This window comes from Rubricella aquisinus (assembly GCF_014199445.1).
GTDB classification, from domain to species: domain Bacteria; phylum Pseudomonadota; class Alphaproteobacteria; order Rhodobacterales; family Rhodobacteraceae; genus Rubricella; species Rubricella aquisinus.
The window spans coordinates 17,121-34,100 of sequence record NZ_JACIJS010000003.1 but is presented as its reverse complement, the minus strand read 5'-3'; the positions used below and the strand labels follow the sequence as shown (position 1 = coordinate 34,100).

At 62.5% G+C, this 16,980-nt stretch carries 21 protein-coding genes; 5 read left to right on the top strand and 16 right to left on the bottom strand.

Annotation, left to right across the window (positions count from 1 at the left end; genetic code table 11):
* Positions 1-93: 93 nt before the first annotated feature.
* The 3 genes from FHS89_RS05105 to FHS89_RS05095 form a co-directional block, all read right to left on the bottom strand.
* Positions 94-969, bottom strand: a complete 876-nt coding sequence (locus tag FHS89_RS05105; protein ID WP_184009224.1) for a serine hydrolase domain-containing protein — start codon at positions 967-969, stop codon at positions 94-96.
* Positions 970-1,052: 83 nt separating this feature from the next.
* Positions 1,053-1,505: an Hsp20 family protein gene (locus FHS89_RS05100; protein WP_184009223.1), complete on the bottom strand. Its 453-nt coding sequence runs from the start codon at positions 1,503-1,505 to the stop codon at positions 1,053-1,055.
* A 139-nt stretch (positions 1,506-1,644) separates the two neighbouring features.
* Positions 1,645-2,391, bottom strand: coding sequence for a trypsin-like serine peptidase (locus tag FHS89_RS05095; RefSeq protein ID WP_184009221.1), 747 nt, complete (start codon positions 2,389-2,391; stop codon positions 1,645-1,647).
* A gap of 485 nt (positions 2,392-2,876) precedes the next feature.
* Between FHS89_RS05095 and greA the strand changes: the two genes are divergently transcribed.
* Positions 2,877-3,347 (top strand): transcription elongation factor GreA, encoded by a 471-nt coding sequence (greA, locus tag FHS89_RS05090; RefSeq protein ID WP_184009219.1) that lies wholly within the window; start codon positions 2,877-2,879, stop codon positions 3,345-3,347.
* Positions 3,348-3,371: 24 nt separating this feature from the next.
* Complete coding sequence (locus FHS89_RS05085) at positions 3,372-4,367, top strand: hypothetical protein (RefSeq protein ID WP_184009217.1); 996 nt, start codon at positions 3,372-3,374, stop codon at positions 4,365-4,367.
* Here the strand turns inward: FHS89_RS05085 and FHS89_RS05080 are convergent.
* Genes FHS89_RS05080 through FHS89_RS05070 form a run of 3 tightly spaced genes read right to left on the bottom strand, consistent with a single transcriptional unit; the run spans position 4,348 to position 6,805 of the window.
* On the bottom strand, positions 4,348-5,538 hold the full coding sequence (locus FHS89_RS05080) for an MFS transporter (protein WP_184009215.1): 1,191 nt from the start codon (positions 5,536-5,538) through the stop codon (positions 4,348-4,350). The two genes, FHS89_RS05085 and FHS89_RS05080, sit on opposite strands and share 20 nt — an antisense overlap.
* Complete coding sequence (gene mobA, locus FHS89_RS05075; protein WP_184009213.1) at positions 5,535-6,131, bottom strand: molybdenum cofactor guanylyltransferase MobA; 597 nt, start codon at positions 6,129-6,131, stop codon at positions 5,535-5,537. The genes FHS89_RS05080 and mobA overlap by 4 nt, the downstream gene beginning before the upstream one ends.
* Positions 6,128-6,805, bottom strand: a complete 678-nt coding sequence (locus FHS89_RS05070; RefSeq protein ID WP_184009212.1) for an esterase/lipase family protein — start codon at positions 6,803-6,805, stop codon at positions 6,128-6,130. The genes mobA and FHS89_RS05070 overlap by 4 nt, the downstream gene beginning before the upstream one ends.
* Positions 6,806-6,885: 80 nt before the next feature.
* Between FHS89_RS05070 and FHS89_RS05065 the strand changes: the two genes are divergently transcribed.
* Together FHS89_RS05065 and FHS89_RS05060 are read left to right on the top strand one after the other, a co-directional pair.
* Positions 6,886-7,611, top strand: a complete 726-nt coding sequence (locus FHS89_RS05065) for an AzlC family ABC transporter permease (RefSeq protein ID WP_221229279.1) — start codon at positions 6,886-6,888, stop codon at positions 7,609-7,611.
* Positions 7,608-7,931, top strand: a complete 324-nt coding sequence (locus FHS89_RS05060) for an AzlD domain-containing protein (RefSeq protein ID WP_184009209.1) — start codon at positions 7,608-7,610, stop codon at positions 7,929-7,931. The genes FHS89_RS05065 and FHS89_RS05060 overlap by 4 nt, the downstream gene beginning before the upstream one ends.
* On the opposite strand, the gene mscL is transcribed toward FHS89_RS05060, so the two are convergent.
* The gene (gene mscL, locus FHS89_RS05055) at positions 7,928-8,359 is read right to left on the bottom strand and encodes a large conductance mechanosensitive channel protein MscL (RefSeq protein ID WP_184009207.1); all 432 of its coding nucleotides are present in this window, start codon (positions 8,357-8,359) and stop codon (positions 7,928-7,930) included. The genes FHS89_RS05060 and mscL overlap by 4 nt on opposite strands.
* Before the next feature lie 190 nt (positions 8,360-8,549).
* Here mscL and FHS89_RS05050 point away from each other — a divergent pair, with 190 nt between their 5' ends.
* Positions 8,550-9,248: a glutathione S-transferase N-terminal domain-containing protein gene (locus tag FHS89_RS05050; RefSeq protein WP_184009205.1), complete on the top strand. Its 699-nt coding sequence runs from the start codon at positions 8,550-8,552 to the stop codon at positions 9,246-9,248.
* 18 nt (positions 9,249-9,266) lie between these two features.
* Here FHS89_RS05050 and FHS89_RS05045 read toward each other — a convergent pair whose 3' ends face one another.
* From FHS89_RS05045 to FHS89_RS05005, 9 genes are all read right to left on the bottom strand, one after another.
* Positions 9,267-10,871: a GMC family oxidoreductase gene (locus tag FHS89_RS05045; protein WP_184009203.1), complete on the bottom strand. Its 1,605-nt coding sequence runs from the start codon at positions 10,869-10,871 to the stop codon at positions 9,267-9,269.
* Positions 10,872-10,937: 66 nt separating this feature from the next.
* Positions 10,938-11,393 (bottom strand): YtoQ family protein, encoded by a 456-nt coding sequence (locus FHS89_RS05040; protein ID WP_184009201.1) that lies wholly within the window; start codon positions 11,391-11,393, stop codon positions 10,938-10,940.
* A 55-nt stretch (positions 11,394-11,448) separates the two neighbouring features.
* Positions 11,449-13,848 carry a phenylalanine--tRNA ligase subunit beta gene (gene pheT / locus FHS89_RS05035; protein ID WP_184009199.1) on the bottom strand — a complete coding sequence of 800 codons (2,400 nt, stop codon included), beginning with the start codon at positions 13,846-13,848 and terminating at the stop codon, positions 11,449-11,451.
* A gap of 82 nt (positions 13,849-13,930) precedes the next feature.
* On the bottom strand, positions 13,931-14,140 hold the full coding sequence (locus FHS89_RS05030) for a phenylalanyl-tRNA synthetase subunit beta (RefSeq protein WP_184009197.1): 210 nt from the start codon (positions 14,138-14,140) through the stop codon (positions 13,931-13,933).
* A gap of 224 nt (positions 14,141-14,364) precedes the next feature.
* Entirely contained in the window at positions 14,365-14,646 is a 282-nt protein-coding gene (locus tag FHS89_RS05025; RefSeq protein ID WP_184009195.1) for a YrhK family protein, read from the bottom strand.
* Positions 14,646-15,722, bottom strand: a complete 1,077-nt coding sequence (pheS, locus tag FHS89_RS05020; RefSeq protein WP_184009847.1) for a phenylalanine--tRNA ligase subunit alpha — start codon at positions 15,720-15,722, stop codon at positions 14,646-14,648. The genes FHS89_RS05025 and pheS overlap by 1 nt, the downstream gene beginning before the upstream one ends.
* 320 nt (positions 15,723-16,042) lie before the next feature.
* A complete protein-coding gene (gene rplT, locus FHS89_RS05015) occupies positions 16,043-16,405 on the bottom strand; it encodes a 50S ribosomal protein L20 (RefSeq protein WP_184009193.1) in 363 nt (120 codons plus the stop codon).
* Between the two features lie 13 nt (positions 16,406-16,418).
* Positions 16,419-16,619 carry a 50S ribosomal protein L35 gene (gene rpmI, locus FHS89_RS05010; protein ID WP_184009191.1) on the bottom strand — a complete coding sequence of 67 codons (201 nt, stop codon included), beginning with the start codon at positions 16,617-16,619 and terminating at the stop codon, positions 16,419-16,421.
* Positions 16,620-16,750: 131 nt separating this feature from the next.
* Positions 16,751-16,978 (bottom strand): hypothetical protein, encoded by a 228-nt coding sequence (locus tag FHS89_RS05005; RefSeq protein WP_184009189.1) that lies wholly within the window; start codon positions 16,976-16,978, stop codon positions 16,751-16,753.
* Positions 16,979-16,980 lie beyond the last annotated feature (2 nt).

The following is a 16,980-nucleotide window of genomic DNA, read 5'->3' as shown; positions in this document are numbered from 1 at the left end:
CGTCAAAGGGAAAATGAACCTACGTTCAGTTTATTCTGACGTAAGGGAAGGGGATCCCGGCGCGCCCTACCCTAGCTTACTGAATTTACGCAACTAATCTGGTGAATACGCCGCGCGCACCACCTGCCACTCGACCTCCGTTTCATCCGCACCGGGGCCAAAGGCGCAGGCCGTTGGGCGATCCGGTCTATCTGGAAAATGATATGCGGCAGATACGGAATATGGGCCAACCCCCGAATGTCCAAAGGCCCGCCCCGCTTGCATCTCCCCTGCCATCAGGCCAAGCCCATAGGCCGCTGTCCGCCATGGCCGCCCCTTTGGCCCCGGCCCTAATTCGGTCCTTTGCGTGAGGCGCGCACGCCCCGCGGCGCTGAGAAACCCGCCCTGAAACACCGAATCGAGAAACCGAACCGCATCGGAGGCCGGACCGACCGCCATCCGGTGATAGACCCAGCCGGGATGATAAGCGCGATCCCCGGCCCAAGCGCAGGCGGCCATGTCCTCCGGCGCATGGGCAATCCGTGTGTCAGCGATCCCCATCGGAGCAAAGAGCAGCGAAGCAATCGCCTCATCAATCCGCCGATCCATGATGCGCTCTATCGTCTGGCGGATCAGCATGAAGCCCGTGTTGGAATAGGCCCACGCAGTGCCGGGGGGAAAGCGCGGGGTCAGTCCCGTCTCAGTCAGCAGGTCCGCATCCGTCCATGGCGCAACGCCAGCGGCGACATCGGCGCGGTAGGCGGGCAAATCGGTATAGTTTGGCACGCCGCTGGTATTGGCGAGTAGCTGGAGGAACGTGAACGGATGCGCCTCATAGGAGGCATCAAGGTCAATGCGCCCCTGCTCCGCCAATTTGAGCATCGCCACAGCCAGAACCGGCTTTGTCAGCGACCACCACGCGCCGGGCGGGCCGCCTTCAGGGGTCATCAGCGTGCCATTGCGGGAAAGGGCGGGGAGTGGATTGCTCATATGCGCAGCCTACCCCGGCAGCCCGAAAACGAAAACGCCCCGGAGCGATGCTCCGGGGCGTGGCGTCATGAGGGACGGGTAGATCAGGCTTCGATGGTTTTCGGCTCTGATTTGGATGAGGTGATCGCGATCTGCCGGGGTTTCAGTGCCTCCGGCACCTCGCGGACGAGATCCACATGCAACAGGCCATTTTCCGTCATGGCCCCGGTTGCGCGGACATGATCGGCAAGCTGGAACCGCTTTTCAAACGCGCGGGTCGCGATGCCACGATGCAGATAGGTGCGCTCGCCTTCGTCCTGCGCCTTGCGGGCAGAGATCACAAGCTGGCCATCGCGGGCCTCAATACTCAGTTCATCCTCCGCAAATCCGGCCACGGCGATGGTGATGCGGTAGGCATCCTCATCCGTTTTCTCGATATTATACGGGGGATAGCCCGACTGCCCGGCATCACCATTGCTGACACTATCCATCAGCTGAACGAGACGGTCGAAACCGACGGTGGAACGGTACAGGGGCGAAAAGTCATAGGTGCGCATTGCATCCTCCATTGAGCGATACTGGTTGCTGCAACCCTCCATCCGTGGACGGGTCGCGATTGATATCGAGCCCGATCATCGGCACCCGATGCGCATGATGTAGGAACCGGATTTTTCGCCTTCAAGGGGTCCGTCGCGCTCAGTTCCCGACAGAGCGGAACAGACCAGAGCCGCCCGTGCCACGGCCAAGCTGCTCATTGATCGTGCCAGCCCCCGGTGCGCGGATTTCAAAGAACGCGTTGCCGCGCGTGATATCCGTGATCACCTGCTGCAATTGCCCGTCATCAAGCGTCATGCCAAGGCTGATCCGCTGCCCGTTCTGCACGGCCTTTGCCGAGACGACCGAAACGATCTTGGGCTCGCCCCGGTTATAGGTGAATACCGGGGAGCCTGACGCGCCAAACTCCGCCTCGCAGGACATGATGACCGCATTGTCGCGCACCGTGAGCGTCGCGCAGGGAGCCTCGATCGACGGGGCCTCCGACCGGTCGCGGGCGTAAGACACCACCGCAAGGGGCTGCCCGATCTTGGGTCGACCCTCGCGGGCGAAGGGGCGCGCGATATTGACCGGGATCGGCTCTTCCAATTCCAGCACGGCGATGTCGCGCTGCACGCGGTCAAACGCCTCTCCGCTGTCGAAATCATAGTCGCGATGCACCATGATGGAGCGCACCTTTCGGTGGGCCGCGACCTCCCCCAGCCGCCACCCGGCAAGGAAATGGATGCGATCCGGGTCCACCATCCGGCGGGAGCGGGGGTGGAACACGCAATGCGCCGCTGTCAGCACCAGATCTTCGGCAATCAGCGCCCCGGTGCAAAAGCCGGAGCCTTCGATATTGATCCGGCCCACCCCGGTCCAACGCTCGGCCTCCTCGGTCGTGAGCATACGTCGCCCGTCCTGTGCTGTGGCAGGCAGAGCAAACATCATAAGGATGAGGACCAAACGCAGCATAAGATTCCCAAAGTGTCGCTTGCCAGAACAATGCCTTGCTGACCTGCAGGGCGCAACTGACGTTGCTGTTATTGCCGCGACCGGGTGTTTCACGCCTCGAACCTCCGTTTCTGGCGGTGGACAGGGACAATCCGGCAACGGAATGCGGGTACCTGACGCCTGCTTGCTTGGGTCGAATCGCGCCGCGCGGCACAGTCCCATTCCCCGGGGCTTTGACAAACTCCCGCTCATTATTTTCATGGTTCCCAAAAACCGACCGCCTAGGCCCACCGCAGACGCGTTGAGCCGCTCAAGCCCCCTTGCACACACGCGCGCAGGCTCATACCTTCACTCACAACAAGCCGCGCGGTCCAGCGCGGCTTATCATATTATAGGACCACCGCCCCACGTGGCGCAAAGAGACGACAGAAAGGCGCGACATGGAAAAGATGCCGATGACGGAAGCAGGCTTCAACAAGCTCGATGCCGAGCTGCGCAATCTCAAAATGGTCGAACGGCCCGCCGTGATCACCGCAATCGCGGAGGCGCGCGAGCATGGCGACCTGTCGGAGAATGCCGAATACCACGCCGCGCGCGAAAAGCAGTCCTTTATCGAAGGCCGGATCAACGAACTGGAATCGGTGATTGGCCGCGCGGAAGTCATCAAGGTGGCGAACCTGTCCGGCTCGATCAAATTCGGGGCGACGGTAACGATCGTGGACGAAGACACCGATGAGGAGAAAACCTACCAGATCGTTGGCGAGCATGAAGCCGATATCGAGGCAGGCAAGCTCAACATGAAATCGCCCATCGCCCGCGCCCTGATTGGCAAGGAAGAGGGCGACAGTGTTGAGGTCAACACCCCCGGTGGCGTGCGCAGCTATGAAGTGCTGACAATCAAATACGTCTGACCACCCTCACCGATAGGCACGCCCATGCCCGACAGCCAGCGACAAGAGCGCCCGATCCGCCGGATCGCCACCGTCGCGGCAGTGGTGTGGTCGGTGCTTATCGGTATTCTGGGCGCCGCGATGATCGCCATCGGGCCTGCGGGGCCATTGGAACTGACGGTGCTGACGCTGGCGCTTGTGCTGCCATTGTTCATGATTTTCATGGCGGTGTTTTTTGTAGAGGAAATGCGCGGCAATGCCGCCGCCCTCAAGGAACTCTCTGACCGGCTGCGCGCAGCCCCGGTCCAGCAGGGCGGGACCGCAGAACTCGCAGAAACCCTGCGGACCCTGAGCGAGCGGCAAAAGATAACCGATCGCGCGCTCTACAAACTGCTCGAAGGGCGGCAAGAAGATCGCACCATCCTGTCCCGCGTGGCGGAGACCACCGAAAAGGTCGCCAGCACGCGACCCGAACGCCCCCGGATGCGGCCCGCGACGCCGGTCCTGTCGGAGGATAGCGCGCAACGCAATCTGCCGCTGGTCGGGGCCGCGCCAACCGCCCCGGAGGAGCCGCGCGACTGGGATATTCTGCTTACAGCGCTGAATTTCCCGAATGATGAGCGCGATCAGGCCGGGTTCCGTGCGCTGCGCCGGGCAGGCCGGGACCATCAGATCGCGGAGTTGCTGCGCGCCTCAGAGGACGTGCTGAACCTCCTGTCGCAAGACGGCATTTATGTGGATGACCTTGACCCGCTCAGGACCGACGCCGCCCTTTGGCGCCGTTTCGCGGAAGGGGAGCGCGGCGCGACGCTGGCCGGGCTTGCGGGGATTGACGACACATCCGCGATCACGCTGACCAAGGCGCGGATGCGCTCTGATCCGGTGATGCGGGACGCTGCGTTGCATTTCATGCGCCGCTTTGACACCGTGCTGAAACTGGTCGCGGCGGAGGGTGTGGATGCGATGCTTGACCGGCTCGCAGACTCGCGCACCGGGCGCTGTTTCATGCTGTTGGGATCGGTTACCGGCTCTTTCGAGTAGCGATCAAACCGCCCTGCCAGCGGTGATGCAGCATCAGCGCGAAGATCAGCCCAAGCCCGGACATCACCGCCGCAATCCCATATGTCGCCCCGCCATGGGATGCGTAGAACACTGACGCCAGCCCCATGGCCACCGCCGACAGCAATCCACCAAACGCCGCGCCAAACAGCCCTTGGGCAGAGGCGGAAAGCCGCTCCTCCACCGCAGCCGCGACAAAGGCAATCGCACCGAGATGCCCAATGGCAAAGGTGCCGGAATGCAGGAATTGCAGGAACCACAATTCCGCCCCCGTGGGATCAAACATCATCCATGTCCAGCGCAGCACACCCACCGCGCCCGAAAACGCAATCGCAGGCACCGCGCCGATCCGTGCGACGATGGCCGCGCCCACGGTGAACATCAACACCACTTCCACCGCGACGGAGAAGGCCCAAAGCGCCCCGATCTCCCCCTCATTGAGGCCAAGCCCCGCCCAATGCACCGATCCGAACGCATAAAACACCGCATGGGAGCCTTGGGCAAAACCGATGGCACAAAGAAACAGGACAAACACCGGGGCCGTGGCAAGCTTTCCGATATCCGTGAGGCGCGGGCGGGACAGCTCCGCCCCCTGCCCGCCGCCGGGATGGATCATCGACATCCATACCGACAGGGCAAGGCAGATCACGATCCACCACAGGGCGACGCCGACACCATATTGCCCGATCAGCCAGCCCACCGCGATATTCGCGATCAGAAACGCCAAAGAGCCAAAGGCGCGCGCCTGCGCATAGGCAAAGCGGTACTCCCGCGCGGCAGCAGAGCCAAGCGCGTCGCTCAGCGGGATCATGCCGGGATACACCAGCCCAGTCGCCAGTGTCGCCAGAAACAGGATCGCCTTGTCGTCGATCCACAGATGCGCCGTAAAGACGACAGCGCCCAGTGCCGCGACGCCCGCCATCACCATCCGCCGGGCATCCAGCCTGTCCGCGAGCGCGGGAATAGCGATGCCCGCCAGAATGCGCACCACCACGCCTGCGGCGGTGAACGAGCCGATCTCCGTCGCGGTCAGGCCCCAATCCTCAAGCCATAGGGGCCAGAACGGCAGATGCGCGCCAAGTGCTGCGAAAATCAGCGCGTACATCGCGCCGGTGCGCAATCCTTCGGAGGACAGGACGGCGGGCCGCGTCACAGGAAGGCCCGCGCGCGCAAAAGGTCCGCTTCGGTGTTGATGTTAAAAAACGGGTCGGGATCAAGGTGAAAGGCCACGCGCAGCGCGCCCGCCTCCTCCGCCCAGAGGCCCAGTTTCCGGGTGCCTTGCGCCAATGCGTCCGCCAGTTGATCCGCAAGTGCCGTGGACCAGAGCGCGCATGTGGGATGGAGGCGCCGCCCCGTGCTGCTGAACGCCTCACAAATCGCGATGGGTGCATCCGTGCTTTCCCGGCCCAGCCGCAGGGCGGTGACCATATGCGTGGGGATAAACGGCGTGTCGCCCGCCACCGTCACGACGTAATCGGCCCCCGCCCCGGCGGCCCAGCGCATCGCGGCACAGACCCCGGCAAGGGGACCAGCATCCTCCAGATCATCCGGCAGCACCGGCAGGTCAAACCTGTCAAACCGCGCGGCATCCCCGTTTGCGTTGATCGCGATCCGCCCGACCTGCGGGCGCAATCGGGTCATCAGATGATCCAGCACCACCCCGTCCCCCAGCGGCAACAGCGCCTTGTCCACGCCGCCCATCCGGGTGCCACGGCCACCGGCGAGGATCACGGCGGGTAGGGTCATTCAGCGCTCTTGTCGAATATGCCATGGCGCAGGAAATGGATGGCCTGTTCGGCCACTTCGGCGCTGAGGGTCAGGGTCGAATGGCTGGCATCCACGAGGATATCATCGCCATGGGGCACGCCCAGCGCGGATTCGACGCTGACCTTACCGTCATTCTCCCCCTCCAGCCCGTAAGCCTGCGTCACCGCACGCCAGCCACCAGTGCCCGCAATGCAGCCGATTTCCAGCCGGTCCTGTTCGGACAGGGGCAAACGGTCGATATCGGCCTCCGCGATGGTGTGGAGGACAGGGCCAAACACATCCGCTACGCCCGGCACCTGCCGCGCCACATCCGCCAGCGGCGAGCCAAGGTTCGGGGAGCCCATCTGCACCAACCGCCCGATGCGGCCCTGATGACTGCCCGCCTTCAACTGCGCCGCGATCACGCCGCCCAGCGAATGCCCGATCAGCGCGCAGCGCCCCCTGGTGCCGACGGCACGGTCCACTTGCCGCGCCACGACCTCCCGCGCTTCATCCAATGTGGCGGACCGCGACGGGTATTCAGCCAAAAACACCGCAAAACCAGCGCGTTGCAGGCGCATCGACAGCAAGGTCATGGAACCTGTCCCGCGGCCAAGTCCATGGACAAGCCCAACGGGCAGCACTTCAGCAGGTATGATTTCCGGTGATGACATGAACAACGATCCATCATTGGCATCCCCGCAGGTCGGGGGTATAGCCTCTCCCTTCTGATTACTGACCGAAGGAGAGGGCGATGTCCACACCAGTGAAAAAGGAGCGTTCGGCGCTTGTCGAGGGGATGGTTGATGCCCTGCCTTTTATCCTGATCGTGGTGCCCTTCGCGCTTCTTTTTGGTGTGGCCGCGACGGAGGCCGGTCTGTCCCTCGTTGAGACGATGTCGATGACAGTTTTGGTCATTGCGGGGGCGGCGCAGTTCACCGCGCTCGCCCTGATGGAAGAGCAGGCTCCGACGCTGATCGTGGTGTTTACGGCCCTCGCGGTGAACCTGCGGATGGTGCTCTATTCCGCGTCCATCGCCCCCCATCTGGGCAAGGCAAAGCTGTGGCAGCGCGCGGTCGTCGCGTATTTTCTGGTCGATCAAAGCTATGCCATGTCGCAAATCCGCTTTGACAAACAGCCGCAAGAGCCGCTGGCGCGTAAGCTGGCCTATTTCGCGGGGCTGATGATCCCGGTGGCCCCGCTTTGGTATGCGGGCACCTATGTGGGGGCTGTGGTGGGGGAGGCGATCCCGCCCGAATTTGCGCTCGATTTCGCGGTGCCGATCACGTTCCTGTCGATGGTCGCGCCCATGCTGCGCTCCCTGCCGCATCTGGTGGCGGCGTTCGTCAGCGTGGCGGGGACGCTCGCGCTGATTTGGGTGCCCTATTCCATGGGTCTGCTGATCGCGGCGGTGTTTGCGATGGGCGCGGGCGCGATGACTGAACTGTGGATGGACCGCCGGAAAGGAGCCGCAGCATGAGCACCTATGAGACGATCTGGACCGTCATCATCCTGATGGGGATCGGCACGTTCCTGATCCGGTTTTCGTTTCTTGGATTGGCGGGAGGACAGACATTCCCCGAATGGGTGCTGCGCCTGTTACGCTATGTGCCCGTGGCGGTGATGCCCGGCTTGGTCGCCCCCTTGGTGCTTTGGCCAAGTGCGACGGGTGGTGAGCCGGACATTGCCCGGCTGGGGGCTGCGGCCGCCACCCTTCTGATCGGGGCGGCGACACGCAATATGCTTGGCTCCATCCTTGGGGGGATGGCAGCACTTTATATCCTTTTGTGGCTGACTTAACCCTGCTGGGCTTTCAGAAGGTCACGGATATCGGACAAAAGCTCCTCCTGCGTCGGGCCTTTCGGGGCCTCCGGCGCGGGCTCCTCTTTCTTTTCCATCGCTTCTTTCGCCTTGTTCATGGTGCGCACGACAAGGAACAGAACCCATGCAACGATCAGGAACGCAAACACCGCGTTAAGGAAAATCCCCCAGTTGATCGTCGCGGCTCCGGCCTCTTGTGCGGCAGCGAGGGTCGCAAAATCGCCCTCACCCAGCACAGTAAAGACGTTGGTGAAATCCACCCCGCCGCTGATATAGCCGATGATTGGTGTGATGATGTCCGTCACGAGGCTTTTGACGATCGTTGTGAACGCCGCCCCGATGATGATGCCGACGGCCATGTCCATGACATTGCCCTTCAGCGCAAACTTCTTGAATTCTTCCAACATGGTTGCTCCCCCATGAATTTCTGTAAGTGACGTTGCTTTGCCATGGTTTGCCGGATCGACAAACAAAAATCTGTATCTGAAACCCATATTCCACTGGCGCGCGATGTATTACGCACTGTTTCCCGTTTGAGGACTAGCGTTCGCGCAATTGCCCCATATGTACCCGTCCAGCAACAAAGGAGTATGCGCCATGGCCAGCGTCGCCACACACCCGATCAACGATTTCCGCCCCGCAAAGAATCCTGAAATCCTCCAGCTTTATTCCTTCCCGACCCCCAATGGGATCAAGGTGTCTGCGCTGCTTGAGGAATTGGGCGTGGACTATGAGGCGCACACGATCTCCATCATGCGCGATGACCAGTTCAATCCCGGTTTTCTTGCCATCAACCCCAACAACAAGATCCCCGCGCTGATCGATCCGACCGGTGACAGCTCGGTCGAGCTGTTTGAAAGCGCGTCGATCTTGATCTATCTGGCTGAGAAATATGGCAAATTTCTGCCTGCCTCCGGCACCGCGCGGGCCGAAACGCTCAACTGGCTGATGTGGCAAATGGGCGGGCTTGGCCCGATGCTCGGTCAATTCGGGCATTTCTACAAATTCGCGGCGGACAAGGTGAAGGACCCCTATGCCGTTAACCGCTACACCGATGAGGCAAAGCGCTTTTTGGGCGTGCTGGACAAGCATCTTGAGGGCAAGGATTTTGTCGCGGCGGGCGAATACACCATCGCGGATATGGCGATCTGGCCGTGGCTCAAGGTTGTGGATTTCTATGGCGGCGAAGAGGTGCTCGGCATGGCGGACTACAAGAACGTGACCCGCTATCTCGAAACCCATCTCGCGCGTCCGGCGTCTCAGGCGGCGCTGAACATTCCCGACCGCAACGGGTAACTCGGCCTCCGCCCCGGATCAGTTCGGGGCGGACCGCATTCCGGCGGCGATCTTCTCCGCCATCATGATGACGGGCGCATTTGTGTTGCCGCCGATCAGCGTTGGCATCAGCGACGCGTCCACCACGCGCAACCCGGCCACGCCCCGGACCCGACCTTTCGGATCGGTCACCGCTCCCTCATCCGTGCCCATCCGGCAGGTGCCCACGGGGTGATAGATCGTGCCCGCGCGCTCCCGGATATGGGACAACAATTCCTCATCCGGCACCCCATCGGTGAAAATCTCCCGTGTTTGGTATTTGACCATCGCGGGCGCGCGCATGATCTGGCGCATCGCGATGGCCGCATCCAGTAAATCCTGCGCGTCATCCGGGTGGCTGAGATAGCGCGGATCAATGCGGGGCGCGTCCATCGGATCGGCGCTGTTGAGCGTCACCTCCCCCCGGGATTTGGGGCGCAGCACACAAGCGTGACAGGAATAACCATAGCCAAGATGCAGCCGCCGCGCGTGGTTCTCCACGATTGCAGGCACGAAATGGAGCTGCACATCGGGCCGGTCGCCCTGCCCGACAGTCAGAAACGCGCCCGCCTCCGCCCCCGGCGTGGCCACCATCCCACGCCCGGTTTTGCGCCATTCCAGCGCGTGGCGGATCAGGTCTTTCGCCCCCTGAAAGCCGATACCCAACAGGTCTGTCGTGTTGGCATGATAGGCGAGGATGAAATCCAGATGATCCTGAAGGTTCTGCCCCACGTCCGGCAGATCATGCTGCACGGTGATACCCTGCGCTTGCAACGCGGCCCCCGGCCCAATGCCCGATAGCATCAATAGTTGCGGGGAATGGAACGCTCCGCCGCACAGGATCACCTCCCGCCGCGCGGTGATGATGCGATTGCCGCCGGGCAGCCGCGCCAGCACACCCGTGGCCCGGCCCTCCGACTGGATCACGCGCAATCCGCGCGCCTGTGTCAGCACCTCCAGATTGGGGCGGGTCAGGTTCGGGTGCAGATAGGCCGCTGCCGCCGAACACCGCTCCCCGTTGCGCCCGTCACCGCTGAATTGCGTGACTTGGTAATAGCCCGCACCCTCTTGCCGGGGGCCGTTGAAATCGGGGTTGCGCGGGATCTGGCATTCTTCTGCCGCCGCGATAAACGCCTCGGCAATCGGGCGCGGATCCTGCTGATCTGACACATGCAACGGGCCGTCCTGCCCATGGAGATCACCTTCATGCACCCGGTTTCGCTCAGATTTCAGGAAATAGGGCAGCACATCGTCCCAGCCCCAGCCGGTCGCCCCTTGTGCCGCCCAATCGTCATAATCGGACGGATGCCCCCGGACATAGAGCATCGCGTTGATCGCGGATGATCCGCCCAAGGCGCGCCCGCGCGGATGATAGAGCCGCCGGTTCTTCAGCTCCTTTTGCGGAACCGTGTGAAAGGCCCAATTGTTGATCTTGCCCCAACCGGGCAGCATCGCCAGAAGCGCCATGGGCGAGCGCACCAACAGGCTGTCGCCCTGCCCGCCGGCCTCCAGCAAACATACGGTGGTGTTCGGATCTTCGCTCAAGCGGGCTGCCATCACCGACCCGGCGGAGCCGCCCCCTACAATCACATAGTCAAATTCCATCGCACCCTCCCCCGTTTTGGGAAAAGGTTACGCGGGCGCGCGCGCCTGTCGAGGGGAAACGTCGCGTCAGTCGGGCAGCGTGCCGTTGATCACATAGGTCAGAATCTCGACCACCTGTTGCGGCGTCTTGACCACGGCAAGTGCTGCGGCATCGACCTCTTTCAACGGGTGCTGATGCTCATCCTGATGCATCACAATGAGCGATTTACCGAGCGCATAGGCCTGACCCGCGTCAAATGCCGCGTTCCATTGCTTGTATTTCTCGCCAAACCGCACGACGACGATATCCGCGTCCTCAAGCATCTTGCGCGTGCGGATCGCGTTGAGCTTTGCGCCCTTATGGTCGTGCCAGAATTTCTGATCCTCCGCGCCCATGATCGCCACACCGCAATCGTCGGAGGCGTCATGGTCGGTCACTGGGCCGGTAAAGGTCACAGGCAGGTTCGCGGCCTTGGCCCCGGTCGCGATATCCTCGCGCCAATCTGTGTGAATCTCACCTGCCAGATATACGCTCCAAGTCATCGCGATCCCTCCCGTTTCTTTTTTCCCAAAATACCTCCCGCCGGAGGCTTCCGCATTATCCGCGCAAGGCTCCGCCAGTTGCTTTCTCGACCGAGGCGATCACCTTGGCGCTGACCGCTTCGATCTCCTTATCAGTTAGCGTGGCATCGCGCGGCTGCAAGCGGACGGCGATCGCGACGGATTTTTTGCCCGCCCCCATCTGCGCCTCGGCCTTGGCCCCGCCGAACACGTCAAAGACGCTGACATCCTCGATCAGCTTCTTTTCCGCGCCTTTGGCCGCTTTGACGAGCTTATCCACCTCAAGGTTCGCATCGACGACAAAGGCGAAATCGCGCTCCACCGCCTGCAGATCAGAGGTATCAAGCGCCGGGCGCGCGGCCCCTTTCGATTTCGGGAAGGGCACGTTCTCGACAAACAGGGTAAAGCCGACAGCCGGGCCTTTCACATCTATCTGAGCCAACACTTTGGGGTGCAACTCGCCAAAGGCGGCAAGCGGGTTTTTCGGCCCGAGCGATAACACGCCTGACCGCCCCGGATGGAACCAGCCGGGTGCTGTGCGCATCACCATCAGCCGCTCGACCGGCGCGCCAATGGCCGCAAGGGCCGCTTCCGCGTCAGCCTTCGCGTCATAGGCATCGACTGGGCGGCGCGTGCCGTGGGTGTTGCGCGGCGCGGTGGCACCCGTGCGCAAGCCAGTGGCGTGGATCACTTCCTCCCCCGGTTCGGCCCCGGCGAATACCGGACCCACCTCAAAAAGGCCCAGATCGGCAAAGCCGCGCGCCTGATTGCGCGCCGCCGCCGCCAACAGGCCCGGCAAAAGGTCAGGGCGCATATGGCTCATATCGCTGCTGATCGGATTTTCCAGCGCCATTGCATCCTCACCGCCCCCAAACAGCGCGGCCTGCGGTCCGTCGATGAAGGAATAGGTCACGCATTCATTCATCCCCAGGGCCGCAATCGTGCGGCGCAGGGTGCGGGTGCGTTTCTGCATCGGGGTCAGGATCGGTTTTGCCACACCCGGCACGCGGGGCAGCGGCTTGCCTTCCAGCTTGGTGAGGGAGGCGATGCGCGCCACCTCTTCGACCAGATCGGCGGGGCCTTGCACATCGGGGCGCCACGGGGGCACGAACGCCTCATTCCCCTCCAGCCGGAAGCCGAGCGCCTCAAGGCTACGGCGCTGCTCCGCCTCGGGAATGTCCATTCCTACGAGCGAAATGACCCGCGCAGGATCAAGCGTGTAGCTGCGCGTCGTGTCCGGCACGGCTCCCGCGATCACAACCTCAGACGGCTCCCCGCCGCACAGGTCCATGATCAGGCGCGTCGCGATTTCCATGCCCTCAGGCGTGAAGGCCGGATCGACGCCCCGATCGAACCGGTAGCGCGCATCCGAATTGATCTTGAGCGCGCGGCCCGTATAGGCGGTGCGGACCGGATCGAAATACGCGGCCTCAACGAACACGTTGACCGTCTCCTCGGTACAGCCGGACACCTCGCCACCCATGATGCCGCCAATGCCCTCTGGCCCGGCGTCATCCGCGACCACGGTCATGCCGTCTTTCAGCGCGTAGTCCTTGCCATCGAGCGCGAGGATGCTTTCCCCGTCTTTGGCGAACCGCACATGGATGTTGCCCGTCACCTTATCGGCGTCGAACACATGCAAGGGGCGCGCGCGGTCGAAGGTGACGTAGTTGGTGATGTCCACCAGCGCGGAGATGGGCCGCAGGCCAATCGCGCGCAGCCGGTCCTGCATCCATTTCGGGGACGGGCCGTTTTTGACACCGCGAATGTAGCGACCCACGAAAAGCGGGCAGGCTTTATCAGCGACCTCATCGGCCAGCGTCACGCCAATCGGGCTGGGGAAGGTGCCCGCCACCGGCTCTGTCGCCGGGGTCTTGACCGTGCCAAGCCCGCGCGCGGCCAAATCTCGTGCGATCCCTGCGACACCCAACGCATCGGGGCGGTTCGGCGTGATGCCAATCTCAATCACCGGGTCATTGAGGCCCGCATAGTCGATATAGCGCTGGCCGACCTGCGCATCTTCGGGCAATTCGATGATGCCATTATGCTCGTCGGAGATTTCCAGCTCCTTCTCGGAGGCCATCATGCCGTGGCTCTCCACCCCCCGGATTTTGCCCACGCTGATCGTGATATCGAGGCCGGGGATATAATCACCGGGCTGGGCGACGACGACCTTGATGCCCGCGCGCGCGTTCGGCGCACCGCAGATGATCTGCTGCACGCCCGTGGCTGTCTCCACCATGCACACGCGCAACCGATCCGCATCCGGGTGCTGTTCGGCTGATTGGACATAGCCGATACGGAAAGTGCCAAGCCGATCCGCCGGATCCTCCACGCCCTCTACCTCAAGCCCGAGGTCGGTGAGCGCATACAAAATCTCATCAAGCGTCGCATCGGTCTCAAGATGATCCTTGAGCCAGGAAAGGGAGAATTTCATCGGTCAGCATCCGTCATTCAGCAGCATTTGCGCGCTTGCATACAGGAGGAAGGCGCGGGGCGGAAGGGCGATCCGTACCCGACTACTTATCGCCCCGCGTCCTGCGCACCCGCCATGACAAAAACAGCGCCGGGATCAGGATCACCGCCCAGATGGAGGCGTTCACGGTCAGCAGGCGCCACGCCACATCACGCGGCATCGTATCGGAGTTGAGCATGGCGATATGCGCCCCGATCACCAATGCGGCAAGGCAGGTCCAGAATAGGGTTTGTTTGCGTCCTTTGAGGGGCATCGTCGGGTTCCCGGTTGTGTCCTTTAGACTTAGCGGAAATGGACCGGACTCAAGCCGAAGGCGCCGGTCCAGCGGCCGCCCGCCGCACAGGCGGCCGCTTTTGCAACGCGCGTCAGGTGTGAAACGGTCTCGGGTGATGGTGGGATAAAGTGTATCGCGGCGGCGTCGGCGCGGCCCCCTCGGGCGGTCGCTGGACCGGCGCCTTCGGCTTGAGTCCGGTCCTGTTACCGCTCGTCCCGCTTTGCCAGTGTTTCCAGATCGCCCATCCGCGCCAGTTTGACCTCCCGCCAGACTTTCAACGCGGGACTGACGGCAAACAGGAGCGATCCGATGATGAAAAGATACGTCCCTGCCCGCTCCCAATCACCAGAGAGGAACATCACCGATCCGATCACGAACAGCACCGCCGCCAGAAAATCGCAGACGGTCAGCGCGATCTCAAACGCCGCATGCAGCCGGACAGCCTCCGGCCCCAAGGCGTGATGGTCGCGCCGGAAAAGGCGCATCAGGCCGCGCCGCTCATCCCGCCATGCACCGTCGGCATATCGAGGCTGGCAAACCCGTAATTGCGCAGCCAGCGTAGGTCAGAATCAAAGAACGCGCGCAGATCGGGGATGCCGTATTTCAGCATCGCAATGCGGTCGATCCCCATACCGAAGGCAAAACCTTGCCATTCATCCGGGTCCACGCCCGCCGCGCGCAGCACATTCGGGTGCACCATGCCGGAGCCGAGCACTTCGAGCCAGCCATCGCCCTCGCCCACACGAACCTGACCATCGACCCATGAGCACTGAATATCGACCTCAGCCGAAGGTTCGGTGAACGGGAAGTGGGAGGCGCGGAAGCGGGTGTTCACCTTGGTCCCGAAATAGGCGGTGAAGAATTCCTCCAGCACCCATTTGAGGTTCGCCATGGAGATATCGCTGTCAATCGCCAGCCCTTCGATCTGATGGAACATCGGGGTGTGGGTCTGGTCGTAATCTGCGCGGTACACACGACCGGGGCAGATGATGCGCGTCGGCGCGCCGCTGGCCTCAAGGGAGCGGATCTGCACGGGACTGGTGTGGGTGCGCAGCACATGGGGCGGGCGATTGTCGCCCTCCTTGCGGGACATATAGAACGTGTCCATCTCTGCCCGCGCGGGGTGGTGGCCGGGGATGTTGAGCGCGTCGAAATTGTACCAATCCGTCTCGATCTGCGGCCCTTCTGCGACGGCAAAGCCCATATCGGCGAAGATCGCGGTGACCTCCTCCGTCACTTGGCTGATCGGGTGGATGGTGCCTGCGCGCACGGGCCGGGGGCTGAGGCTCATGTCGAGCCATTCGGATTTCAGCCGTTCCTCAAGGGCGGCATCAGCCAGTGACGCCTTGCGCGCGCCAAGCGCCGCGTTCAACTCGTCCTTCAGCGCGTTAAGCGCGGGGCCAGCCGTTTGCCGCTCCTCCGGGGTCATCTTGCCCAACTCGCGCATTTTCAGGCTGACTTCGCCCTTTTTGCCGAGGGCCGCGACGCGCACCTCCTCCAGCGTGGCCTCATCCGATGCCCCGCCGATACGCTCCAGCCAGCTTGCGCGCAGATCGCTCAGATCCATGGTCTTGCCCTCATCATCCGTTTGGGAGGGAGGGATACTATACGGGGGGCGATTTGCAAGGGTTGGTGGGGGCGACCACTCGTATTGGACAGGAATCAAGCCGAAGGCGCCTGTCCAGCGGACGCCCGCCCCTCAGGCGGCCGCTTCTCAACGGTGGCGCTCTGCCGGATCGTCGGAGTATCCTGTACCATAAACCGAAAAGCACAAAGGGTCTGGCGGCCACCTCGGGCGTCCGCTGGACAGGCTACGTCCGACAAAAGAAAAAGGCCCGGAGCATCGCTCCGGGCCTTTCTGAAACGTTTGCTGCGGGTGGCTCAGGCCAGCGCGGCTTTCGCCTGATCGACGATGGCGTTGAACGCCTCCGGCTCGTGGATCGCGAGGTCGGAGAGCACCTTACGGTCCACTTCGATGCCCGCAACGGTCAGGCCGTTGATCAGACGGGAATAGGTCATGTCGGCATCATATGCCCGCACGCCCGCGTTGATCCGCTGGATCCAGAGCGCGCGGAAGGACCGCTTGCGCGCCTTCCGGTCACGGGTTGCATACTGCTGTGCCTTGTCAACGGCCTGGGTCGCGGTGCGGAAGTTGGACTTCCGTGCGCCGTAATACCCTTTGGCCGCCTTGATGACCTTACGATGACGCGCGTGGCTGGAGGCGCCGCCTTTTACTCGAGACATGGTTCAGACCTCCTTAACGATCGTAGGGCATGTAGGATTTGACGATCTTTGCATCGGGTGCGGACAGCGTGGTCGTGCCCCGTGCATCGCGGATGAATTTCTTCGTCCGCTTGATCATCCCGTGCCGCTTACCGGCCTGACCTGCCATCACCTTACCGGTGGCGGTCACCTTGAAGCGCTTTTTCGCGCTCGATTTTGTCTTCATCTTGGGCATTTCGTGCTCCTCTCTAAAGAGACGTGAACAAACGAAGCGACTCGGTAGCCCTTACCGACCGGCCGCCCCGGCGAATAGAGACGCTCAGCTACAGCGGAGCGCCCGGAAATGCAAGGGGGGTTTGCACCCCGCTAAAGGATCATCGCGGCGAAATGAATGAGACCGCGCATCACCGCCTGAAAATCGGCACCGATGGGCGAGGTAAGCTCGGCATAAAGCCCGACGCTGAAAGTGACCCACATCCATCCACTTGCCCGCAGCAGATGCCTGTCCGCGATGACAGCCATGCCCACGCGCAGGATGCTCAGGATACAGAGTATCCCGAACACGCCCAGCAATGAAAATGTGCCGTCCGACATGG